Source organism: Aeoliella mucimassa, assembly GCF_007748035.1.
Lineage (GTDB): Bacteria > Planctomycetota > Planctomycetia > Pirellulales > Lacipirellulaceae > Aeoliella > Aeoliella mucimassa.
The window spans coordinates 416,877-434,164 of sequence record NZ_CP036278.1; the positions used below are offsets into that span (position 1 = coordinate 416,877).

The window sequence follows — 17,288 nt, forward strand, 5'->3', positions numbered from 1 at the left end:
AGCTCAGGGCGTCGTTTCTTGGAGTATCTCTGTGGGGGTGATGGAACGCTTGTCGGCATCGGAGTAAGCTACTTCGGCTTCAAGAATCTCTTCCAGTACTTGCAGGAACGCCAGGTAAACCTCCGGGTCGAAGTGGGTGCCATTTTTTTCTGCAATGATGTCGAGCGCTTGCTCTACATCGTATCGTTTCTTGTACGGGCGTTTGCTTCGCAAGGCGTCGTAAACGTCGGCAATCGCAACAATGCGGGCGGGCAGGGGAATGGCTTCGCCGGCCAGGCCATAGGGATACCCGGTGCCATCCCATTTCTCATGGTGGTAGGTTGCAATGTTTGCGGCCATTTCCAGCAAAGGGTAACGCTCGGTCAAAGTGTCGAGCGACAGGTCGCCTGGCACCAGCGTACGCCCAGCGTGACCTTCCACAAGAATGGAGCGTCCGATCAAGCAGTGCTCCTGCATGATCTTCCATTCCTGCGGACTCAGCTTGCCCGGTTTGCGCAGGATGGCATCTGGGACGCCAATCTTGCCAATGTCGTGCAGCGTGGCAGCCAAACAAAGGTTCTCACAGAATTCGGCCTTCATGCCCATTGCTTGCCCGATCAGTTTGGCATAGACCCCCACGCGGACAACGTGGTTGCCAGTGTCGTCGTCGCGACACTCCGCGGCTTTGGCCAGCCGCCAGACCAGTTCGGCATGCGAATCGAACAGCTGTTTCGTGCGGGCGCGCACCAGCAGATCGAGTCGCTCGTTTTGTTGTTTCAGTTGATCGGTGCACTTTTTGAGTTGCAAAGCGCTCCGCAGTCGGGCAGCCAGTTCGCTGCAGTCGACAGGTTTATGCAACAAGTCGGTCGCACCAAGCGACAGTGCGCGACTCTTCAGTCCATTGTCGTCCCGCCCGGTGACGATGATCACCGGGATATCGATCATATCGGGATGTTCTTGCATCCGCTCCAGCAGTTGCAGTCCCGACATGCCAGGCATGTTGATATCGGAGACGACCACATCTGCCGACGACTCGAGCAGGCCATCCCAGGCCGACATCGCGTCTTGATGAAACGACATCGTCCATTCTTCTCGGAACGGATGCAAAATCCGCGCATACGCCCGCAGGACGTAGTGTTCGTCGTCGATGAAAAGTATTCGGTTCAAACTCATGTTCAATCACTCAATCGGCAAGCGGACGATGAAAGTCGTGCCAGCGTTTTGTTCGGTTTCAAAGCTGATGGTACCGCCATGCTTCTCGACAATTACCGAATAGGTAATCGCAAGACCTTGACCAGTTCCTTTGCCCACCGCTTTAGTGGTGAAAAAGGGGTCGAAGATCTTACTCTGAGCGTCGAGAGGTATCCCAGAGCCAGTGTCCGAAATACGGATTTCAGCCCAGTTGTCGACTTGTTTCGTGCTGATGGTAATCGTGCCGAGCGGCTGCGTTTCGTCGTCGCGAGTCGACTCAATCGCATGGGCGGCATTCACGATCATGTTCAACAACGCTTGGTTCAAGTCCCCCGCATAGCAAGGCACCAAAGGCAGGTCGTTGGCGAATTGCATCTCGACTTCCGAGACGTATTTCCACTCGTTGCGCGAAACGGTCACCGTGCTTTGAATCGCATGATTCAGATCGATGGCGGCCTTTTCGCGGATGCCTGGATGCGAGAACTCTTTCATCGCGCGAACGATCGTCGCCACGCGTTCGGCACCATCGAGAGAATGTTGGATGGCCAGGGGGATTTCTTCCCGCAGGTATTCCAGATCGGACTCTTCCATGAGCGCCTTCGTGCGTTTCACAAGCGAAGAGCAGAGATTGTTGTCTTCGCATGCCTGAATCAGTTGATCGACACTCTCGAAGTAGTCTTCGAGATCGTGAAATGCATTGTTGAGGAACCGAGTATTGTCTCCCACGTACTGAATGGGAGTGTTGATTTCGTGGGCGATGCCAGCGGCCAATTGACCTACCGATTCCATCCGTTGGGCGTGAGCCAGTTGAGCTTCGAGCTGCTTGCGTCGGGTAAGGTCGCGAACCAAGCTCATGTAGGCATGGCGGTTGTTGATGGTGACCTCGCTAATGATCAGTTCCATCGGAAACTCAGTGCCATCACTCCGCCGGCCGAGTATCTCGCGGTCCGCTTCTCGTTTGCTCGAAATCAACCACTGAGGAGTGCAGATTGTTGCGTCGGGCGAAGTCTCCCGGCACGGGTTTGCAAACAGCGAGTCGGCTCGTTTGCCTACCATTTCGTCGGCTGCCATAGCGAACATGCGTTCCGCGGCCGGATTTACCGAATCGATGTAGCCTGCGTTGCTGATCGTGATGATGCCTTCAGCGGCGTTGGCCACAATCGCGTGGGTACGCTCTCCCTGTTCTCGAAGGCATTCGGTCAACGCCTTCAGTTCGGAGTTGGCATCGTACACCGCGCGCGACTTTTCCTCCAGCAGCAATTCCGCCTGCGAGCGGGCGCTCTGTTCGCGAGTCAGGCGTCGTTCAATGACTTCTATGTGTTGCACGGCACCGCCCCTTCTTGGTGAACCGTAAGCCGGAACCGAGCGTAGGTGTCGTCGCCAGATTCAGAATCCTCACGGATCAAATCAATGGACTCCCCAAAGTGGTCGATGCAGCCTTTTATTAACCCTTCCGCAAAATCAGCAAAAGGACGGCTGGAATGGTAAGTCAACTCGAGTGTATCGTCAGCGGGGCGGGACGTTTTGAAACGCGGTACTTCTGCGTCAGGATAGAGTTTTGCGACTTCGGCATGATGGTGTTGATCGACCATGGAAAGCATCGCGAATACCGAACGGGCCTTGGCAAATTGCTTGGCGCTGATTTTCAGCATTTCGGCAAAGGCATACCTACCGAACTCATACAGAAGCTTGGCAGAGGAAGTCTTGGTGCGACGACTCAGTTCGTCGACCAAAGCCAGCAGTTCGTGGTGATCGTAGATGCCTACATTGGTGTAGGCGCCTCCACTTTCCAGAGGAACGCTATCAATAAGTGTCTCGGTGGTGACCATACCGTACTGGTCATCAACCCAACCGAGAAATTGATTGAAGATGGCGCCTTTCACAACTACCCCTTTGCGAAGGAACTTATGAACCTGCCTTGGCAAAGCAAAGACATTCTCATGGCAACTATAGAATGCAAGTTCCGGCAATGCGGTCGGAGACGCGTAGGGTGCACAAAAAAACGATCAAATGGAATGTGTCGAATGCTGCAACTGCGACGAATGTCGAGACGTCGTGTTGTTGGTGGCTGCTATGCGCTAGGCGTTACGTGCGAGACTCTGCGGCACCAAAGAAGCAATGACCTGCACCAACTCTTCGGAGTCGACCGGTTTCGTAAAGTACGCATCGACCCCCAAGCCGAGCATCTTCTTTTTCCAGTGCGATTCCTCAAGGCCCGTCAAGACGATGATCGGCGAACTGCTGGTGGTTTGATTGTTGCGCAGGCAACGAACCACCTCTTCTCCATTCACCAAGGGCATACAGATGTCGGTAATGATGATATCGGGCCGCTCGGTAATGGTACGCCAGATACCATGGACTCCGTGATACCCTTCGATTACTTCGATGTTGTAACGCTTCAGGCAGCGTTTCATGCCATCAATCACTTTCGAATCGTCATCCACCACCAGCACCCGTACGGGCGGTGCCGAATGAAACGGATCCGCTCGATCAAAATCGAGTTCGCAGTCAATCGCCATAACTATTTGCCCCGTGTGAGAAGTTGGAGAAGTTCCAAGGCGACTGACACCTGTTGGCTCTCACGGAGTCCAGGTGGCAAGTCAGCCTACAGCGGTATCCCCTTTACAAACGTAGCTCAAACTCGTTCGGCAGCTTTGCAGGAAATTCAGCGCCAGCATCGGGAATTCGCTTGGCGTAACGATTCTTACGAACCTCGCGATTGCGATGGTCCAGGCAGGTTCTGGTTGCCTGCGAATCAATGCACTGAAGCGAGGTGGAAGCACACACCCGCAAGCCACGGCAGAACTAGCAATTCGATTGCAACGAGAGGCAACTGGAGAAGTCGGTCCACTTCTTGGAAAAGAGACACACAACACAACTAACAACCTATATTTGCACAGTCTAGGGGTTCTCACTTTGGAGGCATTCAGGTGAATAGAGTTTTAGTAGTCGACGACAGCGCCTTCATGGCTCGATCCGTCGCGATCGTGCTAAAGGATATGGATTTCGAAGTCGTGGCACTTGCTCACGATGGCTTCCAGGGCGTTGAGAAATACGAAGAGCTGCGTCCCGACGTGGTATTGCTTGACGTCACGATGCCCAACATGGATGGCGTGGAATGCCTGGTAAAGCTTCGCGAGATCGACAACGACGCCCGCGTCGTTATGCTCTCTGCGGTTCACGATGAAGAGACTGTAAATAAGTGCTTGGAGTATGGCGCTATCGCGTTTTTGCAGAAGCCCATTCGTAGGGGCAATGCCGAAGACCTGGAGCGTTTGCGTTCGACCCTCGAAACTGCCGCCCACTAGTAGCCGAGCCCATGAGTAATATCGCAGCTTACACTTCGGCGTTTCAGTCCATCACCGAACGTGTCTTAAACGACATGTTTGGGCTGGGGGAGTCCGTTCCCTCACCGGTGATTGAAGTGCCATCGGTAGAAACGTCAAAGAACTTCATTGTGTCGTTATTCTATACCGGCTCAGTGTATGGTGAATATCTACTTGCGATGGACGAAGAAGTTGCCGCGCGAGTGGTAGGCATCGATCAAGTATCGGATGGTGAAGATCGTGACATTGCTCAAGAAACCATCTGCGACGCCCTGACCGAAACGCTTAATCTGATCGTTGGCGAAGCGGTAGTCGAACTGCAAGACTGCTACGCTAAGCTCACCATTACCGCTCCGCGGGTGTACTTCGGGAAAATTCGCTATCCCCAGTTCCGCACCGGTAAGGCAGTGCTGCAAACTTCGGCCGGCGAGATCGAATGCTTCTTCTGTCTTGATCAAATGCGGTTGAGTCTCGCAGCGTCGTACGACGAAGCGATGGACTCGCTCATGGTCATCAATAAAGAATTGAAGGAAGCTAATCGCCATCTGGCTGAGCAACAAGCTCAGTTGGTGCATGCCGAGAAAATGGCCACCGTGGGTATGCTGGCCTCCGGCGTGGCTCACGAAATCAACAACCCGTTGTTCTTCCTCGATATGAACCTGGAGACATTGAACGAGAATGTCTCGACCATCGAAGGACTGATTCAACGCTACGAAAGAATCGAAGCCCGTGTCGCCGCCGTCGAGCAACAGCTTGAAGACGAAGGCTTCGAGCGGGTGCTCACGGAAACCAAGGAAGTGGTAACCGAAGCCCGCGAAGGGGTAGAGCGAATCAAGAATATCGTCCGTAGCCTCAAAGAGTTCTCGGACGTGGATCGCAGTGGGTTTGCGGACTCCGACATCAACATGATTGCCAAGAATGTGTGCAATCTGATCTCGCACCTGTTGCCGAAGGGTTGCCAGGTAGAGCAAGAGTTTGAGGAAGTACCGCGACTGAACTGCAACGCTGGTGAAATGAGTCAGGCGCTAGCCAACATCCTCACCAACGCGGCTCAAGCAGTCGGCGAAGATGGCCATATCGTCGTCGGTAGCCATGTAGAAGAAGACTGCGTGGTGCTTTCGTTTACCGACAACGGGGTGGGCATCGATGCTGATAATCTCGATCGGCTGTTCGATCCCTTCTTCACGACCAAAGAAGAAGGCCAAGGTTCCGGGCTTGGGCTGTCGATCTCGTACGGAATCATCAAGAAGCACAAGGGTGTGATCAGCGTCGAAAGCACGTTGGGCGAGGGAACCACCTTCAAGGTGCGGCTTCCCTTCACCACACCCGAAGCCAGTTACTGCTAAGACTCGACCGAGCAGCTAGAAGTGACTACCGCTGCGACCGCGATAGCTGCGGTTTCGATGCGGAGAATGCTAGCACCGAGGCACATGCTCTGCCAGCCATGCTCGTTGGCCAGCGCGACTTCGCTGTCGGAGAAGCCTCCCTCGGGGCCAATCGCCGCGGCAAACTCAGTAGCGGCTGACAGGCCAAACTGCGAGAGCGACCTCCCGACGGGGTGGGCGATGCACTTGGTGCCAGAGTCGACCGAAGCGATAAACTCGCCGAAAGGGCGGGGCGGCGTGATCTGCATCAACTGATTGCGACCGCACTGCTTGCAAGCTTCGACCACCGCCCGCTCGAGCTTCTCGAGCGACTTTCCACGGAGGTCAGCAACACTGTGCTCGGTTGTCAGTGGTACCAAGGTCGCGACACCGATTTCGGTAAGCTTCTCGACCATCCACTTTTGCCGATCCCCCTTTGGCAACGCGACGCCGAGCGTGATTGCAATCCGTGGCTCGCGACTTACCTGCTCCACGGGACCGACCGTGAGCAGCACCTCGCTACGACCACACTTGGCGATGGTCGCAGTGCTTTGGTGGCCTTGGCCATCGAACAGCAGGACCTCGTCGCCTACTTTGCCACGCATCACATGCAGCAGATGATGCGCCTCGGCTCCGGTGAGCGAGGGTTCTTGCGTGTCGCAAAGTTCAGGGCAAAAGAAGCGATCGGCCATTTCACCCGTGATGCTAGCACATTGCTGTTGAAGTTCGCTAGCCGGGCAGGCCGATGATGACGACGGAGCGATATTGGCTACCTGTCCAACGGTGGAACCGACAGCCATATCGTGCGTTACGTTGCTCGGAAAGCTGAACCATGTCTTATCTGCGTCATTGGCAACTCGAAACGTCTCCTTACCGCCCGCAAGCGGGAAGCTACCCCGCCCCTGCGCAGCAGGAAGCCATGGCTCGCATCGACTACTTGGTGGGCGAAAAACGCAATCTTGGAGCGCTGGTTGCTCCGCGTGGATTGGGCAAGACCGTGGTGCTCGAAGAAGCTGGCCGACACCATCTGCGAGATGGCAAGTACGTGGCCTCGATCGATGCGTTCGGGTTGACCCCTCGCGAGTTTTTGTGGCAAGTTGCCTGTGCGTTCGAAACGCAACCGGCGCTCGGCGATAGCGTCTCCCGTTTGTGGCAGAAGTTGGCCGACTCGGCGACCGAGCACGCCTGGCGCGGCGAACAGGGTCTTGTGCTCATCGACGACGCAGGGCAGGCCGGGCCTGATTTATGCCAGCAGATGGTCCGCCTGGTGCGGTTGGCCTCGAACCTCGGCGCTGCGTGGAACCTGGTGCTGGCGGCCACCCCGAGCGAAGCATCGCGTTGGCCGGATACGCTGCTCGAACTCATGGACTTGCGGATTGAGCTGTACGCGTGGGACGAAGAGACCACGTTCGACTATCTGCAGCATGCACTGATGTCAGCAGGGCGGTTGGAGCCGGTATTCACCGAGGACGCGCTGTATCGCATTCATGTCCTCGCACAGGGCATTCCCCGACATGTGGCTCGCCTAGCCGACTTCTCGTTGGTTGTCGGAGCTGCCGCTGAGGTGTCGATCATCGATACCAGCGTGGTCGAGTCGGCCCAGGAGCAAGTCTCTTGGCCTACGGCGGTCGCCTCTTAAGCGACAGGCCTGCTTCCGTTTAAGGTGGAATCCCAGCCTTTCTGATGGGCCGATCTTTCCAAGTCAGCTGCCTTGGCGACGGTGTTCTGTAGCCATCGCAATCTGTGTTCGACGTAACCGATCGACTCTCAGGTTTGTCGTGGTATGGCCAAGAACCAGTACGCGACTTTCGAGACACGCTAAACGTAAAAATGCCGACAGGCTCGCAAAGCGAACCTGCCGGCACAAGTTATTTTAGTAACAGCGCGTCTGGCGAACTAATAGCGACGTGTGCGTTGCGTGTTGCGATTCGCTTGCGTGCGAGGCTGCGATGTGCGAGCTTGCGGAGCTGGCGATTCGGTGGCCTCCGCAACGCCTGGCTGCGATTCGTTGATGGTCTTTAGCGACTCGACCAGCTTGGCGTAGCGTTGAGCTTCGACCATGTTGCCTTGCTTCTTATGCATGGCAGCCAAGTTGCCGTAAGGCACCGCGAGCGTCTTCTTCTTCATTACGCCAGCGGTCACGGCTTGCTCAATCAGATCGGCACCTTGCTCAGTCAGCCGGATCGCCCGGTTGCGTTCGCCTTGGTCCCAGTACGAGACGGCCATGCTAACCAGTGCTTCACCTTCGTGGCGAGGTACCAGTAGTTCCGATTCCGACGCCTGAGTGGTCATCAGCGGAATGGCCTTTTCGTACCACTTCACCGCTTCGCCATGCTGGGTCTGGTGCACTGCATGGACCGCTCCGATGTGGAAGAAGAGTTTGCCAACCTGCTGAACCGTTTGAGGGCAGTCGCGACGCTCTTCGGCCTTGTCGGCCATCAGGGCGATGGCTTTCTCCGAGTACTCCAACGCCTGCTTCGGGTGCCGGCGGTGATGCTCAATTTCCAACGCGTGTTGGTAAGCCACGCCTGCCCGCCACTCGAGTTGATCGATCCACAGCGGATCGTCGGAGTCGAGCTTGATGGTTTCCAGCGTCTTCTCAATTTCTTTGATCAGCGGCTCGGGATCGTTCGATGGCTTGAAGTTCGCCAAAGCTGCCAGCGAACGCTCGGCGACCGTGATCCGCAGACCAAGATCACCACCCTCGTTGCTGATCAACCCCTCGGCAATCTCCGAAGCGCGGGCGACCCAGTCGCCTACGTTTTCCATGTTGTCTTCGTAGTCTTGCTTCGACAGTTCCACGGCGATCGCCAGGTGGGCGTCGACCAGCAACCGCTTAGCAGCCATACGCTCCGTGGGGTCGCTGCTAGTCGCCAGCTTGTCGGCTTCGGTGATGGCCATGTTGTGGAAGTGAATCGCTTTCTCAGCAATGCTCGAATCCCCCAACGCGGCCAACAATCCCATTTGGTAGAGGGCTTGGGCGCGAATCAGCGGATTGGCCCCTTCCGAGTCGAGTACTTCGCGAGTCGTGATCACAGCGTTATCAAACTTGCCGACAGCCGACAGGGTTTTGGCCCACTGTTGGCGATAAGCAAGATTCTCAGGCTCGATGTCGAGCGCCCGCTTTGCCGAGGCTTCGGCTTCGGTGGCCAGTCCTGCGTCGCTCAATGCTTGCGAGAGTTGCCAGTGGATGCTGGCTTCGCGAGGAGCCAGCTTCAAGGCTTGCTTCAGGTCGGCAATGCGATTCGTCAGCTCGCCGAATGAACGTTCTGCGGCACGCAGGCAGAAGGTATCGGGGTCGAGTGGTTGCAGAATCATCTGCGAGATCTTCTCCGTCGTCAGCGGAGTGATGCCATCCGACTCGTCGACCACCATCACGATACCACGCTCGGGATACGCATACGCGACCACGCGATTGGCTTCGGGATCTTCCAGCGGAACAGCTTCGTCCGTATCGGCGGCAATTTTCTCGGCCAGCTCGGCTGGCGACAACGCCCGGCGGAGGTTGATTTTCATCAATGTGACGAGCCCATCTTCCACCAACACTTCAACGCCGCGGAAGCTCTCGAGTTGGAACAACATCAGCTGCCCCGCGTCGGTCGGAGCGACTTCGTCGGGGCTGCCCCACGATTCGATCAGTTGCTTCTTGGTCGATACGCCGGGCTGAATGCCATGGAACACGGCCGGCTGCGCGGGCTGCGGACCTTCGGGTGCGGCCAACTCGGCAGGCTCTTCGGGCTGGTCGCTGGCGGGTACTTCCGCCGCGTTGGCAGCCACCTTTACCGCTTCGTCCTTCGCCTTTGGCATCAGGTGCTCTTCGGGATCCGCTAGCTGCGGTTCCTTGTCCGACACCATGATCGGCTGCAGGCTATCGTCCCCTTCTTCTAGTTCCAAAGGGGCGACGTCGTCTAGCTTGCGTTTCGCCACGACTACCGAGTTCTCAACCACAATGGTTTCGACCACTGCAGGAGCTAGGTCGTCGATGGCGGAACTGTAGCTTGTCGGAAGCATAAGCCCGACCAGACCAGCTCCTAGGGCCAGACGAGTAACGTCCGACAAGCTCGATTCGTGTTGGAAGTAATGGACTAGGCGACGCATGGGAGTGTTCCTCCTGAACAACTTATGCAACCTAGAAACTCTCTAGGATTAGCATCTCAAGGCAGGTGCTAAGACATCGGACTGGATACTCCACTAATTGTCCGAGTTATCTGCACTCGTGCGCAGTATCGTCCACCGCGCATCCAGAAGAGAAATCAAAGTCGACAGAAATCGCCATAACCGGCAAAATCGGTGTCGCTGTGCTGGCACTGCTGTCAGCGTCGAGGGTATCACGAACGCGAAACGCTCGCCATGGTTGCGGGGAACCATGGCGAGCGTTTGCTTGGTTGTTGCTATCCGCGACGCGCTTTAGCGGCGGCGGTAGAGGGCCAGGCCGGCGAAGGCACTGCCGAGGAGCAGCAGCACCGACTGGGGCTCGGGAACCTGACTGACGAACTCGCCGAAGTTGGAGTTCAGGCTACCGGGAGCCATGCCAGGCATGCCCACTTGATTGAGCCATACCAAGTAGTCGTAGCCGTCGACGTCGCCATCGCCATCGGCATCGCCGAGCACGCCGGTCGCGCCAGATTGAATACCGAAGTTGGTCTCCCAGATGGCGTAGTCCAGTTCGTCGACGATGCCGTCGCCATTGAAGTCGCCACCGATCGAGTTGTCTTCGACCACCACCAGGGTGAAGTCGGAGTTCGAAGTATCGATGCTCCAGGCCAGACCGGCAGCGAGTGTCGGCAGGTTCAAGGCTTCGAACGCACCGCTCAAGAGTCCGGTGCCCGAGATCAGCTCGTACTGGTCGCCGACCATCGGGTCGAGCGGCGAAGGACCGTTGGCCGACAGGTCGACAAACAGCCCGCCGCCAAGCACGATGTCGCCGGTCACGGCCATGGTGCTCAGCAGGTAACCGGTCGAGCCGCCGCCGAGGGCCAGGCTCAAGGTCGAAGCAGGAGCGCCGGTGAAGGTGCCGAGCACCGACATCGAAACCGCACTGCCATCAGGCCCCAGTTCAATGTCGCCGAAGTTGGTCAGGTCGCCTTCGAACACGGTGTTCGAGCTACCCGACAGCAGGATGTCGCCGGTCGCGTCGTTGATCACGTTGCCAGCAACAATGTTGTCGCCAGCGGTCAGCGACAGCGAAGCCTGGTTCATCAGGCCCGAGCGGAAGCGAATCTTCGCGTCCTGGCCGGTGATGTAGCCCCGTTTGTCGGGCAGGATGCCGGTCGCCAGTTCGATGCGGTTGATGAACATGTCGGCTTCGTTCACGAAGCTGCGTTCGAAGATCAATTCGCCGTCGACTACTTCGATCAATCCGCTGTTCGCCATGAAGAACGAACCGGAGTCGTCGGACGCGGCTTCATCGGCAGTGGAAGTGAACCGCAAGGTTTCTCCTTCGCTGATCGTAAGTTCGCCGAAGCGACGATTGTTGAAGGTGCCGCTGGTCACGCGACCGGTACCGTAGGAGATACCGTCGTTGTAGAAGCCATCGGTAATCACCGCCCGACCGCCGTCGAATTGCAGGCTGCCGTAGCGACCGATGAACAAACCGGCCGAGCTACTACCGTCGGACTGGGTGATGTTCAACAGCCCCGAATTGGTAATCGCAAGCGTACCACCGAGGTCGGCGCCGTTTTCATACTCGGCTGCGTCGTGGTAGTAGGTGCTCACGGTCACGCCGCCGTTGGAGTTAATGCGCGAACCGGAACCATCGATTTCGACGGTGCCGTTGCCGCCGTAGTAGTCGACGCCTAGCGGGTTGTCGGCATCGCCATCTACCCCGTCTTCGACGACCACGCCGAGCGAACCGATACCGATACCAGCTTTAGCGTTCACGATGCCACCTTCTTCGATTCGCATCGAGCCGCTACCCAAGGCACCGATGAGCATCGGCTGCGAATCGGGCTGTTCCTGATCTTCCTCGAGTTCTTTGATGCCGCTCTGGGTAATCACCGAACCAAATCCGCTTACCAGCACGACGCCGGTGGAGCCTTCGGCCAAACCGACGAACAGCGAGTCGCCGATTTCCAGACGCCCGCCGTCGAGTACTTCGAGCGAACCATGACCTGTGAGGCCGACGTACACGTCGTAGCCATCGTCCTCGGCGCGAGGAGTCGGGTCGTTGATGTTCTCGTAGATCGAGGGAATGGTGCTGGGATCGTTGTTGTAGACCGCGTTGACCCCTTCGATGGTCACGAAGCCGATGCCCTGACCACCCGAAAAGCTGTTGCCGGTGGGGTTTACGTCGTCGGCAGTACCACCGATCACCAGGTGACCGTAGCGGAACTGGGTGCCTTGATAGATCTCGAAGTAACCGACGCTCTCGATACCGACTGAGATATTGACCTTGTCGTCGTCGCCTTCTTCGAAGGTGTACTGAGCGAAGTCCTCAGGGTCTTCGCTGAAGCCACCGCCGTAGAATTCGGTGTAAGGCATGATGCCTTCGTTGCCGTAGTAGTAGCCCAGGCCGCGAGGGTCGGTGTTGTCGTAGACGAAGTCTTGCTCCGTCGATCGATCGTCGACCGGCGTGTAGTCGCCTTCAATCAGAAAGCCGGTTTGCGCCTTGGATTGGGGAGCCAGCAGCAGGCAAGCACCTGCAACTAGAGCCATTCCCAGGGGAAGGGAACGTGAAAGCGAGCGATGATTCATTCCAGTGCCTTTTTCTCTTGTGTCGCCCCAAATCTAACCGTCAGGCGTAGGTGCGTGTACGTAAGGTGGGCTATCTTCGGTGATCCGTCCTGGCCCGACGGATTTCGAAAAGTAGGGTTGCGCGCCGCGGTCCATCGCACGGTATTGCAAGGTGTGTTCCGTAGTCCCCCGACGCCGGGTTGGCCGTTTTGGGCCATACAAGGAGCATCTAGACGCTCCGCGACGCTGCACGGGGACTTGCCTCCATGATCGCTAACGGGTACCTCGTTTGTCAACCTTTTTGTGTCGAGTAGACCCTTTGGATTCGGGCAAACATGGCGGAAAAACCGGAGAATCGACTCATTGGCCTCTAGAACCTCCCAGCGGCAGCAGATCGACCCAGTCGCCGGCCGAAAAAGCGGCTCCTGCCCCGGGGACTCGCAGCAGGCAGTTGGCCGCAACCATGCCGGCCAAATCGGCCGATCCTTGCCAATTGCAGGGGGTCACCTCGCCGGAACAGGCTAGCACCGCCGGGCGGAAACCCTCGCGGCCGGGGCCGCTGCTCAGCGGCTGCGTGAGCCGACCGCGCTGCCAGGGTAGCTCGAACCGCGAGGAGCGGCCCGCGAGCACCTCCAGCGTGGGTCGCACGAACAGGTGAAAGCATGCCAGACCGCTTACCGGGTTGCCAGGCAGGCCGAACACGAGTCGCGGGCGTTCGGATTGCCGCGGGGCGATGCCAAACCAGAGCGGCCGGCCCGGTTTGATCGACACGCGGTGGAATACCCGCTCGACGCCGGCTTCGGCGAACGCCTGCGGCATCAGGTCCTTCACCCCGACCGACATACCGCCGGATACCAGTAGCACGTCGGCTTCGAGTCCGGCGGCTACGAGCCGTGTCAGCTCGTCGAGATCGTCCATGCTCCTTGGCAGCAAGTAGGGAGTCGCGTCGCATTCGCTCACCGCCGTGCGGAGCATCGGCCCGTTCGCGTCGCGTATCTGCCCGGGGTCGGGGCGTTCGTCGACGCTTACCAGTTCGTTGCCAGTGACGAGGATCGCGACTGTCGGGCGGGGGACCACCTGCACCACGGCCGCACCGGCTTCGGCCAGCGCTCCCATCACGTGCGGGGCGACCCGCGTGCCGGCGGTGACCACGGTTTGGCCCTTTCGGCTCAGCGAGCCTTGCGGCTGCACGTTGGTGCCGACCGCCGGATCGACCCAGTCGAGGTGCAGCTGGTCGTCGGGCAGCTCCGACGTTCGCTCCACCGGCACCACGGCCGCGGTGCCATCGGGCACGGGGGCACCGGTCATCACTTGCGTGACGATACCCGGGCGAATCGCGTAGCGAGGCACGTCGCCCGCCATGATTCGCTCGACGATCTTGCGCTCGGCCGAGGTGTCGCCGGCCGCTACCGCGTAGCCATCCATCAGCGACTTGTTATACGGTGGCGAGTCGACGTCGCTGGTTACGTCGTCGCCGAGCACTAGGCCCATGCTGTCGCGCAGCCGCACCCGCTGGGTAGCGAGAGTCGCTACCTGCTCGGCAACATGTTCCAAGGCTTGTTCGAACGAAATCACCTGAATACCTCAAGGCTTGGGTCAGGTTGAACTTAGTAGCTTCTCGAAGTCCGACCGCCAGGCGGCCGACAACGCTGGCAACTCGGCCGCTCGTTGTAGCTCGTTGCGATCGACCGACTTCGCGTGTAGCAGACGGTAGATGTCGGGGATGTTCATCGAGTGCTCTGCTTGCATAACTCGCTCCACCGCTTGCCCCACGGCCAGTCGCCCTGGCTCGAGCACCCGCAGGTAGAACCCCGGTAGCTCGGCCTGGTGGAATTGTTTGATGAACGCTGGCGACTTCATTTTGACGCCGAGCTTCGAGCAAGGCTGGCGAGGCTGCGTGACTTCGAGCAGCACGGTGCCGATGCGGAACTGGTCGCCGATCTGCACCTGGGCGTCGGTCAGTCCGTCGATGGTCAGGTTCTCGCCAAACGTGCCGGGGGGGAGCGGGTGGTCGCTCAGCTGGGTGCGCCACCACGCGTAGCTCGGTTCGGTGTAGGCGTAAACCGCTTTGTCGGCTCCGCCATGCACGCGCTTGTCGGCCTGGTCGTCGGGCACCAGGCCCATTTCGTCGACCTCCACTTCGCCGGTTACCGGCTCCTTGTAGATGGCGGTCGAGATGGTCTGCCCGTTGTATTGCACCAGTCGCGGGCGACCCACGTTTACCGAAAGTAGTTGCATGGCACCATGAGTTAGGTGGTTGTCGGCTCGCAAGCTGTCGCCAAAAACTGCCGCAACAGGTCGAAGCCGCGATGGGTCAGGAAGCTCTCTGGGTGGAACTGCACGCCGTACAGCGGAAGCTCCTTGTGCTGAATCGCCATGATCTCGCGACCACCATGCGGCTCGTTCGCCCAGGCGGTCATCTCGAACTCGTCGGGCAGCGTCGCCGGATCGATCACCAGGCTGTGGTAACGCGTTGCTTGGAACGGGCTCTCGATTCCTTCGAACAACCCTTTGCCGTTGTGATGGATCTGATCGACCTTGCCATGCATCAAGTTGCGGGCGCGGACGATCTTGCCGCCGTAGACCTGGCCCATCGACTGGTGACCCAGGCAAACGCCGAGCACTGGCACCTTGCCGGCCATGTGCTTGATGGCCTGCATCGACACGCCCGCTTCGTTCGGCGTGCATGGCCCTGGCGAAACGATCAGCCGATCGGGCTTCATCTGTTCGACTTCTTCCGGAGTGACTTCGTCGTTGCGCACCACTTTCACATCGAGCGACGAATCGATCTCCCCGAGTCGTTGCACCAGGTTGTAGGTAAAGGAGTCGTAGTTATCGATAACCAGAATCATAAATCAGCAACAAGTTCGGAGAGGGGGGAGCGGGAGAGAGCCTTCCATTCTACGTCTCAAATGCCGGGGCTACTAGCATCAAATAACCGCCAGTGGTGTAATGCAGGCGTCGTTCCCCGCTCTTTCGTTACCGAGGCTACCCCCACCATGGCAAAACGTGCAGCCAAGAAGAAACCCGCCGCTAAGTCCCGCAGCAAGGCCTCGTCGACTGGCCCGCTCGATCTGGTGATGGAGATGATGGCCATCCCCGGCATGAGCGGACAGGAACAGGCCATCATGGACTACATTCGCGGTCGGCTCGTCGCGGCCGGCGCCGACGAAAAAGATCTGGTGCACGACAACGCTCATAAGAAGACTCCTCTCGCTGGACAGGTGGGCAACCTGGTGCTCAAGCTGCCAGGGACGGTTCGGGGGCCTCGTCGCATGCTTTCGGCTCATGTCGATACGGTGCCGGTTTGCGTGGGTAGCAAGCCGGTGAAAAAGGGTAAGTTTGTTAGTTCGTCCGATCCCACGACCGGGCTCGGTGCGGACGACCGTGCGGGCGCGGCCGTGTTGCTAAACACCGCCGAGACCTTGCTGGCCGGCGACGTCGACTACTATCCCACCACGCTGTTGTGGACCGTGCAGGAAGAAGTCGGCCTGTACGGCGCACGCAACGTGATGGTCAGCAAGCTCGGCAAGCCCGAGCTTTGTTTCAACTTCGATGGCGGCTCGCCGGCCAAGCTTACGATCGGCGCGACCGGCGGGTATCGCATGACGATCGAAGTACACGGCATCGCCAGCCATGCCGGCGGCGCTCCGGAGCAGGGCGTTAGTGCGATTGCGATTGCGTCGATTGCCATTGCCGACCTCGTGGAAAACGGCTGGCACGGGCTCATCGACAAGTACGATGGAACCGGCACCAGCAACGTCGGCGTGTTCGAAGGGGGAGCCGCTACCAACGTGGTGACCAACTACGTGAAGCTTCGCGCCGAAGCTCGGAGCCACGATCCCAAGTTCCGCGAGCTGATCGTGAAGGAAATCAAAAAGGCGTTCGATCGTGCTTTGAAGAAGGTGACGAACGACAAAGGCAAACGGGGCCGAATCGACTTCAACGGGCAGCTCGATTACGACTCGTTCCGCTTGCCGGAAGACGATGCGTCGGTGGTGGCGGCCGCCTCGGCGGTGGAAGCCGAAGGGGGGACGCCGGTCATCGAAATCAGCAACGGCGGGCTCGACGCCAACTGGCTCGCCGCACGAGGATTGCCAGCGGTGACCATGGGCTGCGGTCAGAAGAACATCCACACGGTCGACGAACAGTTGGTGATCGCCGAATACGAAACCGCCTGCCGCCAAGCACTGCGGTTGGTCGCGGCCGAGTAACTGGGGCAAGGATCCCCTTACCAAAACTTCCCCTCCCCCTCGGGGGGAGGGCTAGGGTGGGGGCCTTATGGGAGGGGGCTGCGGTCGGGCGTTTTGCCCCCAATCCCCGGAAATCGATTCGTGGGGGCTTTATTCTCTCCGCCTTCGCGGCGAGTGCTGCGCATTTTGCCTTGGTTTATCGGCGTTTTTTCAACTTGCCGGATTGGCATGGATTGGCATTTCGCCCCACCCCACCGAAAAGTGGGGGCAAAACGGCAAACGACACTGGGTTGCTGTCATGTGGTTTCGGTTGTCAAAGATCGGCCGCACCAAACACGCGGTGATGCACTGTTCATTAGTGCATATGTGGTGGCCAATTGCTACAAGAAAATGGGAAGAATATCCGGGTGTTCGAAGTTCGACCGCCTACCTTTGTGGGGGGAATGAACGTTCGCTTTGCGAATCGTAGCTCGACTCTCCGAGTCGTTGGTAGTTGGCAAGTGTTTGCCTGGTGGAACACTTCTCGGCTAAGAGAGTCGACTCGTTGGGGTAACGACACGGAG

Annotated in this window: 14 protein-coding genes; 4 read left to right on the forward strand and 10 right to left on the reverse strand. The window is 58.3% G+C overall.

The annotated features are described in order from the left end of the window. Positions 1–3: 3 nt before the first annotated feature. The 4 genes from Pan181_RS01645 to Pan181_RS01660 form a co-directional block, all read right to left on the reverse strand. Positions 4–1,152, reverse strand: a complete 1,149-nt coding sequence (locus tag Pan181_RS01645; protein WP_145245181.1) for an HD domain-containing phosphohydrolase — start codon at positions 1,150–1,152, stop codon at positions 4–6. Between the two features lie 6 nt (positions 1,153–1,158). Then, a complete protein-coding gene (locus tag Pan181_RS01650; RefSeq protein ID WP_145245182.1) occupies positions 1,159–2,496 on the reverse strand; it encodes a two-component system sensor histidine kinase NtrB in 1,338 nt (445 codons plus the stop codon). Continuing rightward, positions 2,484–3,053, reverse strand: a complete 570-nt coding sequence (locus Pan181_RS01655) for a heme NO-binding domain-containing protein (protein WP_197528812.1) — start codon at positions 3,051–3,053, stop codon at positions 2,484–2,486. The genes Pan181_RS01650 and Pan181_RS01655 overlap by 13 nt, the downstream gene beginning before the upstream one ends. Before the next feature lie 195 nt (positions 3,054–3,248). Continuing rightward, positions 3,249–3,689, reverse strand: coding sequence for a response regulator (locus tag Pan181_RS01660; protein WP_145245184.1), 441 nt, complete (start codon positions 3,687–3,689; stop codon positions 3,249–3,251). A 411-nt stretch (positions 3,690–4,100) separates the two neighbouring features. Here Pan181_RS01660 and Pan181_RS01665 point away from each other — a divergent pair, with 411 nt between their 5' ends. Then, a complete protein-coding gene (locus Pan181_RS01665) occupies positions 4,101–4,478 on the forward strand; it encodes a response regulator (protein WP_145245185.1) in 378 nt (125 codons plus the stop codon). Positions 4,479–4,489: 11 nt separating this feature from the next. After that, positions 4,490–5,842, forward strand: a complete 1,353-nt coding sequence (locus Pan181_RS01670; RefSeq protein WP_145245186.1) for a sensor histidine kinase — start codon at positions 4,490–4,492, stop codon at positions 5,840–5,842. On the opposite strand, the gene Pan181_RS01675 is transcribed toward Pan181_RS01670, so the two are convergent. Next, positions 5,839–6,660 (reverse strand): RsmE family RNA methyltransferase, encoded by an 822-nt coding sequence (locus Pan181_RS01675; RefSeq protein WP_145245187.1) that lies wholly within the window; start codon positions 6,658–6,660, stop codon positions 5,839–5,841. The two genes, Pan181_RS01670 and Pan181_RS01675, sit on opposite strands and share 4 nt — an antisense overlap. A gap of 32 nt (positions 6,661–6,692) precedes the next feature. Here Pan181_RS01675 and Pan181_RS01680 point away from each other — a divergent pair, with 32 nt between their 5' ends. Next, positions 6,693–7,499, forward strand: a complete 807-nt coding sequence (locus tag Pan181_RS01680; protein ID WP_145245188.1) for an AAA family ATPase — start codon at positions 6,693–6,695, stop codon at positions 7,497–7,499. Between the two features lie 257 nt (positions 7,500–7,756). Here the strand turns inward: Pan181_RS01680 and Pan181_RS01685 are convergent, their stop codons facing one another. From Pan181_RS01685 to Pan181_RS01705, 5 genes are all read right to left on the reverse strand, one after another. Next, positions 7,757–9,958 (reverse strand): tetratricopeptide repeat protein, encoded by a 2,202-nt coding sequence (locus Pan181_RS01685; protein WP_145245189.1) that lies wholly within the window; start codon positions 9,956–9,958, stop codon positions 7,757–7,759. Positions 9,959–10,267: 309 nt separating this feature from the next. After that, the gene (locus Pan181_RS01690; RefSeq protein WP_145245190.1) at positions 10,268–12,514 is read right to left on the reverse strand and encodes a dockerin type I domain-containing protein; all 2,247 of its coding nucleotides are present in this window, start codon (positions 12,512–12,514) and stop codon (positions 10,268–10,270) included. 378 nt (positions 12,515–12,892) lie between these two features. Next, complete coding sequence (locus Pan181_RS01695; protein ID WP_145245191.1) at positions 12,893–14,107, reverse strand: molybdopterin molybdotransferase MoeA; 1,215 nt, start codon at positions 14,105–14,107, stop codon at positions 12,893–12,895. Positions 14,108–14,128: 21 nt separating this feature from the next. Further along, positions 14,129–14,770 carry an MOSC domain-containing protein gene (locus tag Pan181_RS01700; protein ID WP_145245192.1) on the reverse strand — a complete coding sequence of 214 codons (642 nt, stop codon included), beginning with the start codon at positions 14,768–14,770 and terminating at the stop codon, positions 14,129–14,131. 11 nt (positions 14,771–14,781) lie between these two features. After that, positions 14,782–15,384: an anthranilate synthase component II gene (locus tag Pan181_RS01705; protein WP_145245193.1), complete on the reverse strand. Its 603-nt coding sequence runs from the start codon at positions 15,382–15,384 to the stop codon at positions 14,782–14,784. Positions 15,385–15,531: 147 nt separating this feature from the next. Here Pan181_RS01705 and Pan181_RS01710 point away from each other — a divergent pair, with 147 nt between their 5' ends. After that, positions 15,532–16,746: a M20/M25/M40 family metallo-hydrolase gene (locus tag Pan181_RS01710; protein ID WP_145245194.1), complete on the forward strand. Its 1,215-nt coding sequence runs from the start codon at positions 15,532–15,534 to the stop codon at positions 16,744–16,746. Positions 16,747–17,288 lie beyond the last annotated feature (542 nt).

What these genes read in the sequence shown, in the direction of transcription:
- Pan181_RS01645 (WP_145245181.1), bottom strand. Translation starts at nt 1,152, where the DNA reads ATGAGTTTGAACCGAATACTTTTCATCGACGACGAACACTACGTCCTG.
- Pan181_RS01660 (WP_145245184.1), bottom strand. Translation starts at nt 3,689, where the DNA reads ATGGCGATTGACTGCGAACTCGATTTTGATCGAGCGGATCCGTTTCAT.
- Pan181_RS01670 (WP_145245186.1), top strand. Translation starts at nt 4,490, where the DNA reads ATGAGTAATATCGCAGCTTACACTTCGGCGTTTCAGTCCATCACCGAA.
- Pan181_RS01675 (WP_145245187.1), bottom strand. Translation starts at nt 6,660, where the DNA reads ATGGCTGTCGGTTCCACCGTTGGACAGGTAGCCAATATCGCTCCGTCG.
- Pan181_RS01680 (WP_145245188.1), top strand. Translation starts at nt 6,693, where the DNA reads ATGTCTTATCTGCGTCATTGGCAACTCGAAACGTCTCCTTACCGCCCG.
- Pan181_RS01685 (WP_145245189.1), bottom strand. Translation starts at nt 9,958, where the DNA reads ATGCGTCGCCTAGTCCATTACTTCCAACACGAATCGAGCTTGTCGGAC.
- Pan181_RS01690 (WP_145245190.1), bottom strand. Translation starts at nt 12,514, where the DNA reads ATGGCTCTAGTTGCAGGTGCTTGCCTGCTGCTGGCTCCCCAATCCAAG.
- Pan181_RS01700 (WP_145245192.1), bottom strand. Translation starts at nt 14,770, where the DNA reads ATGCAACTACTTTCGGTAAACGTGGGTCGCCCGCGACTGGTGCAATAC.
- Pan181_RS01705 (WP_145245193.1), bottom strand. Translation starts at nt 15,384, where the DNA reads ATGATTCTGGTTATCGATAACTACGACTCCTTTACCTACAACCTGGTG.
- Pan181_RS01710 (WP_145245194.1), top strand. Translation starts at nt 15,532, where the DNA reads ATGGCAAAACGTGCAGCCAAGAAGAAACCCGCCGCTAAGTCCCGCAGC.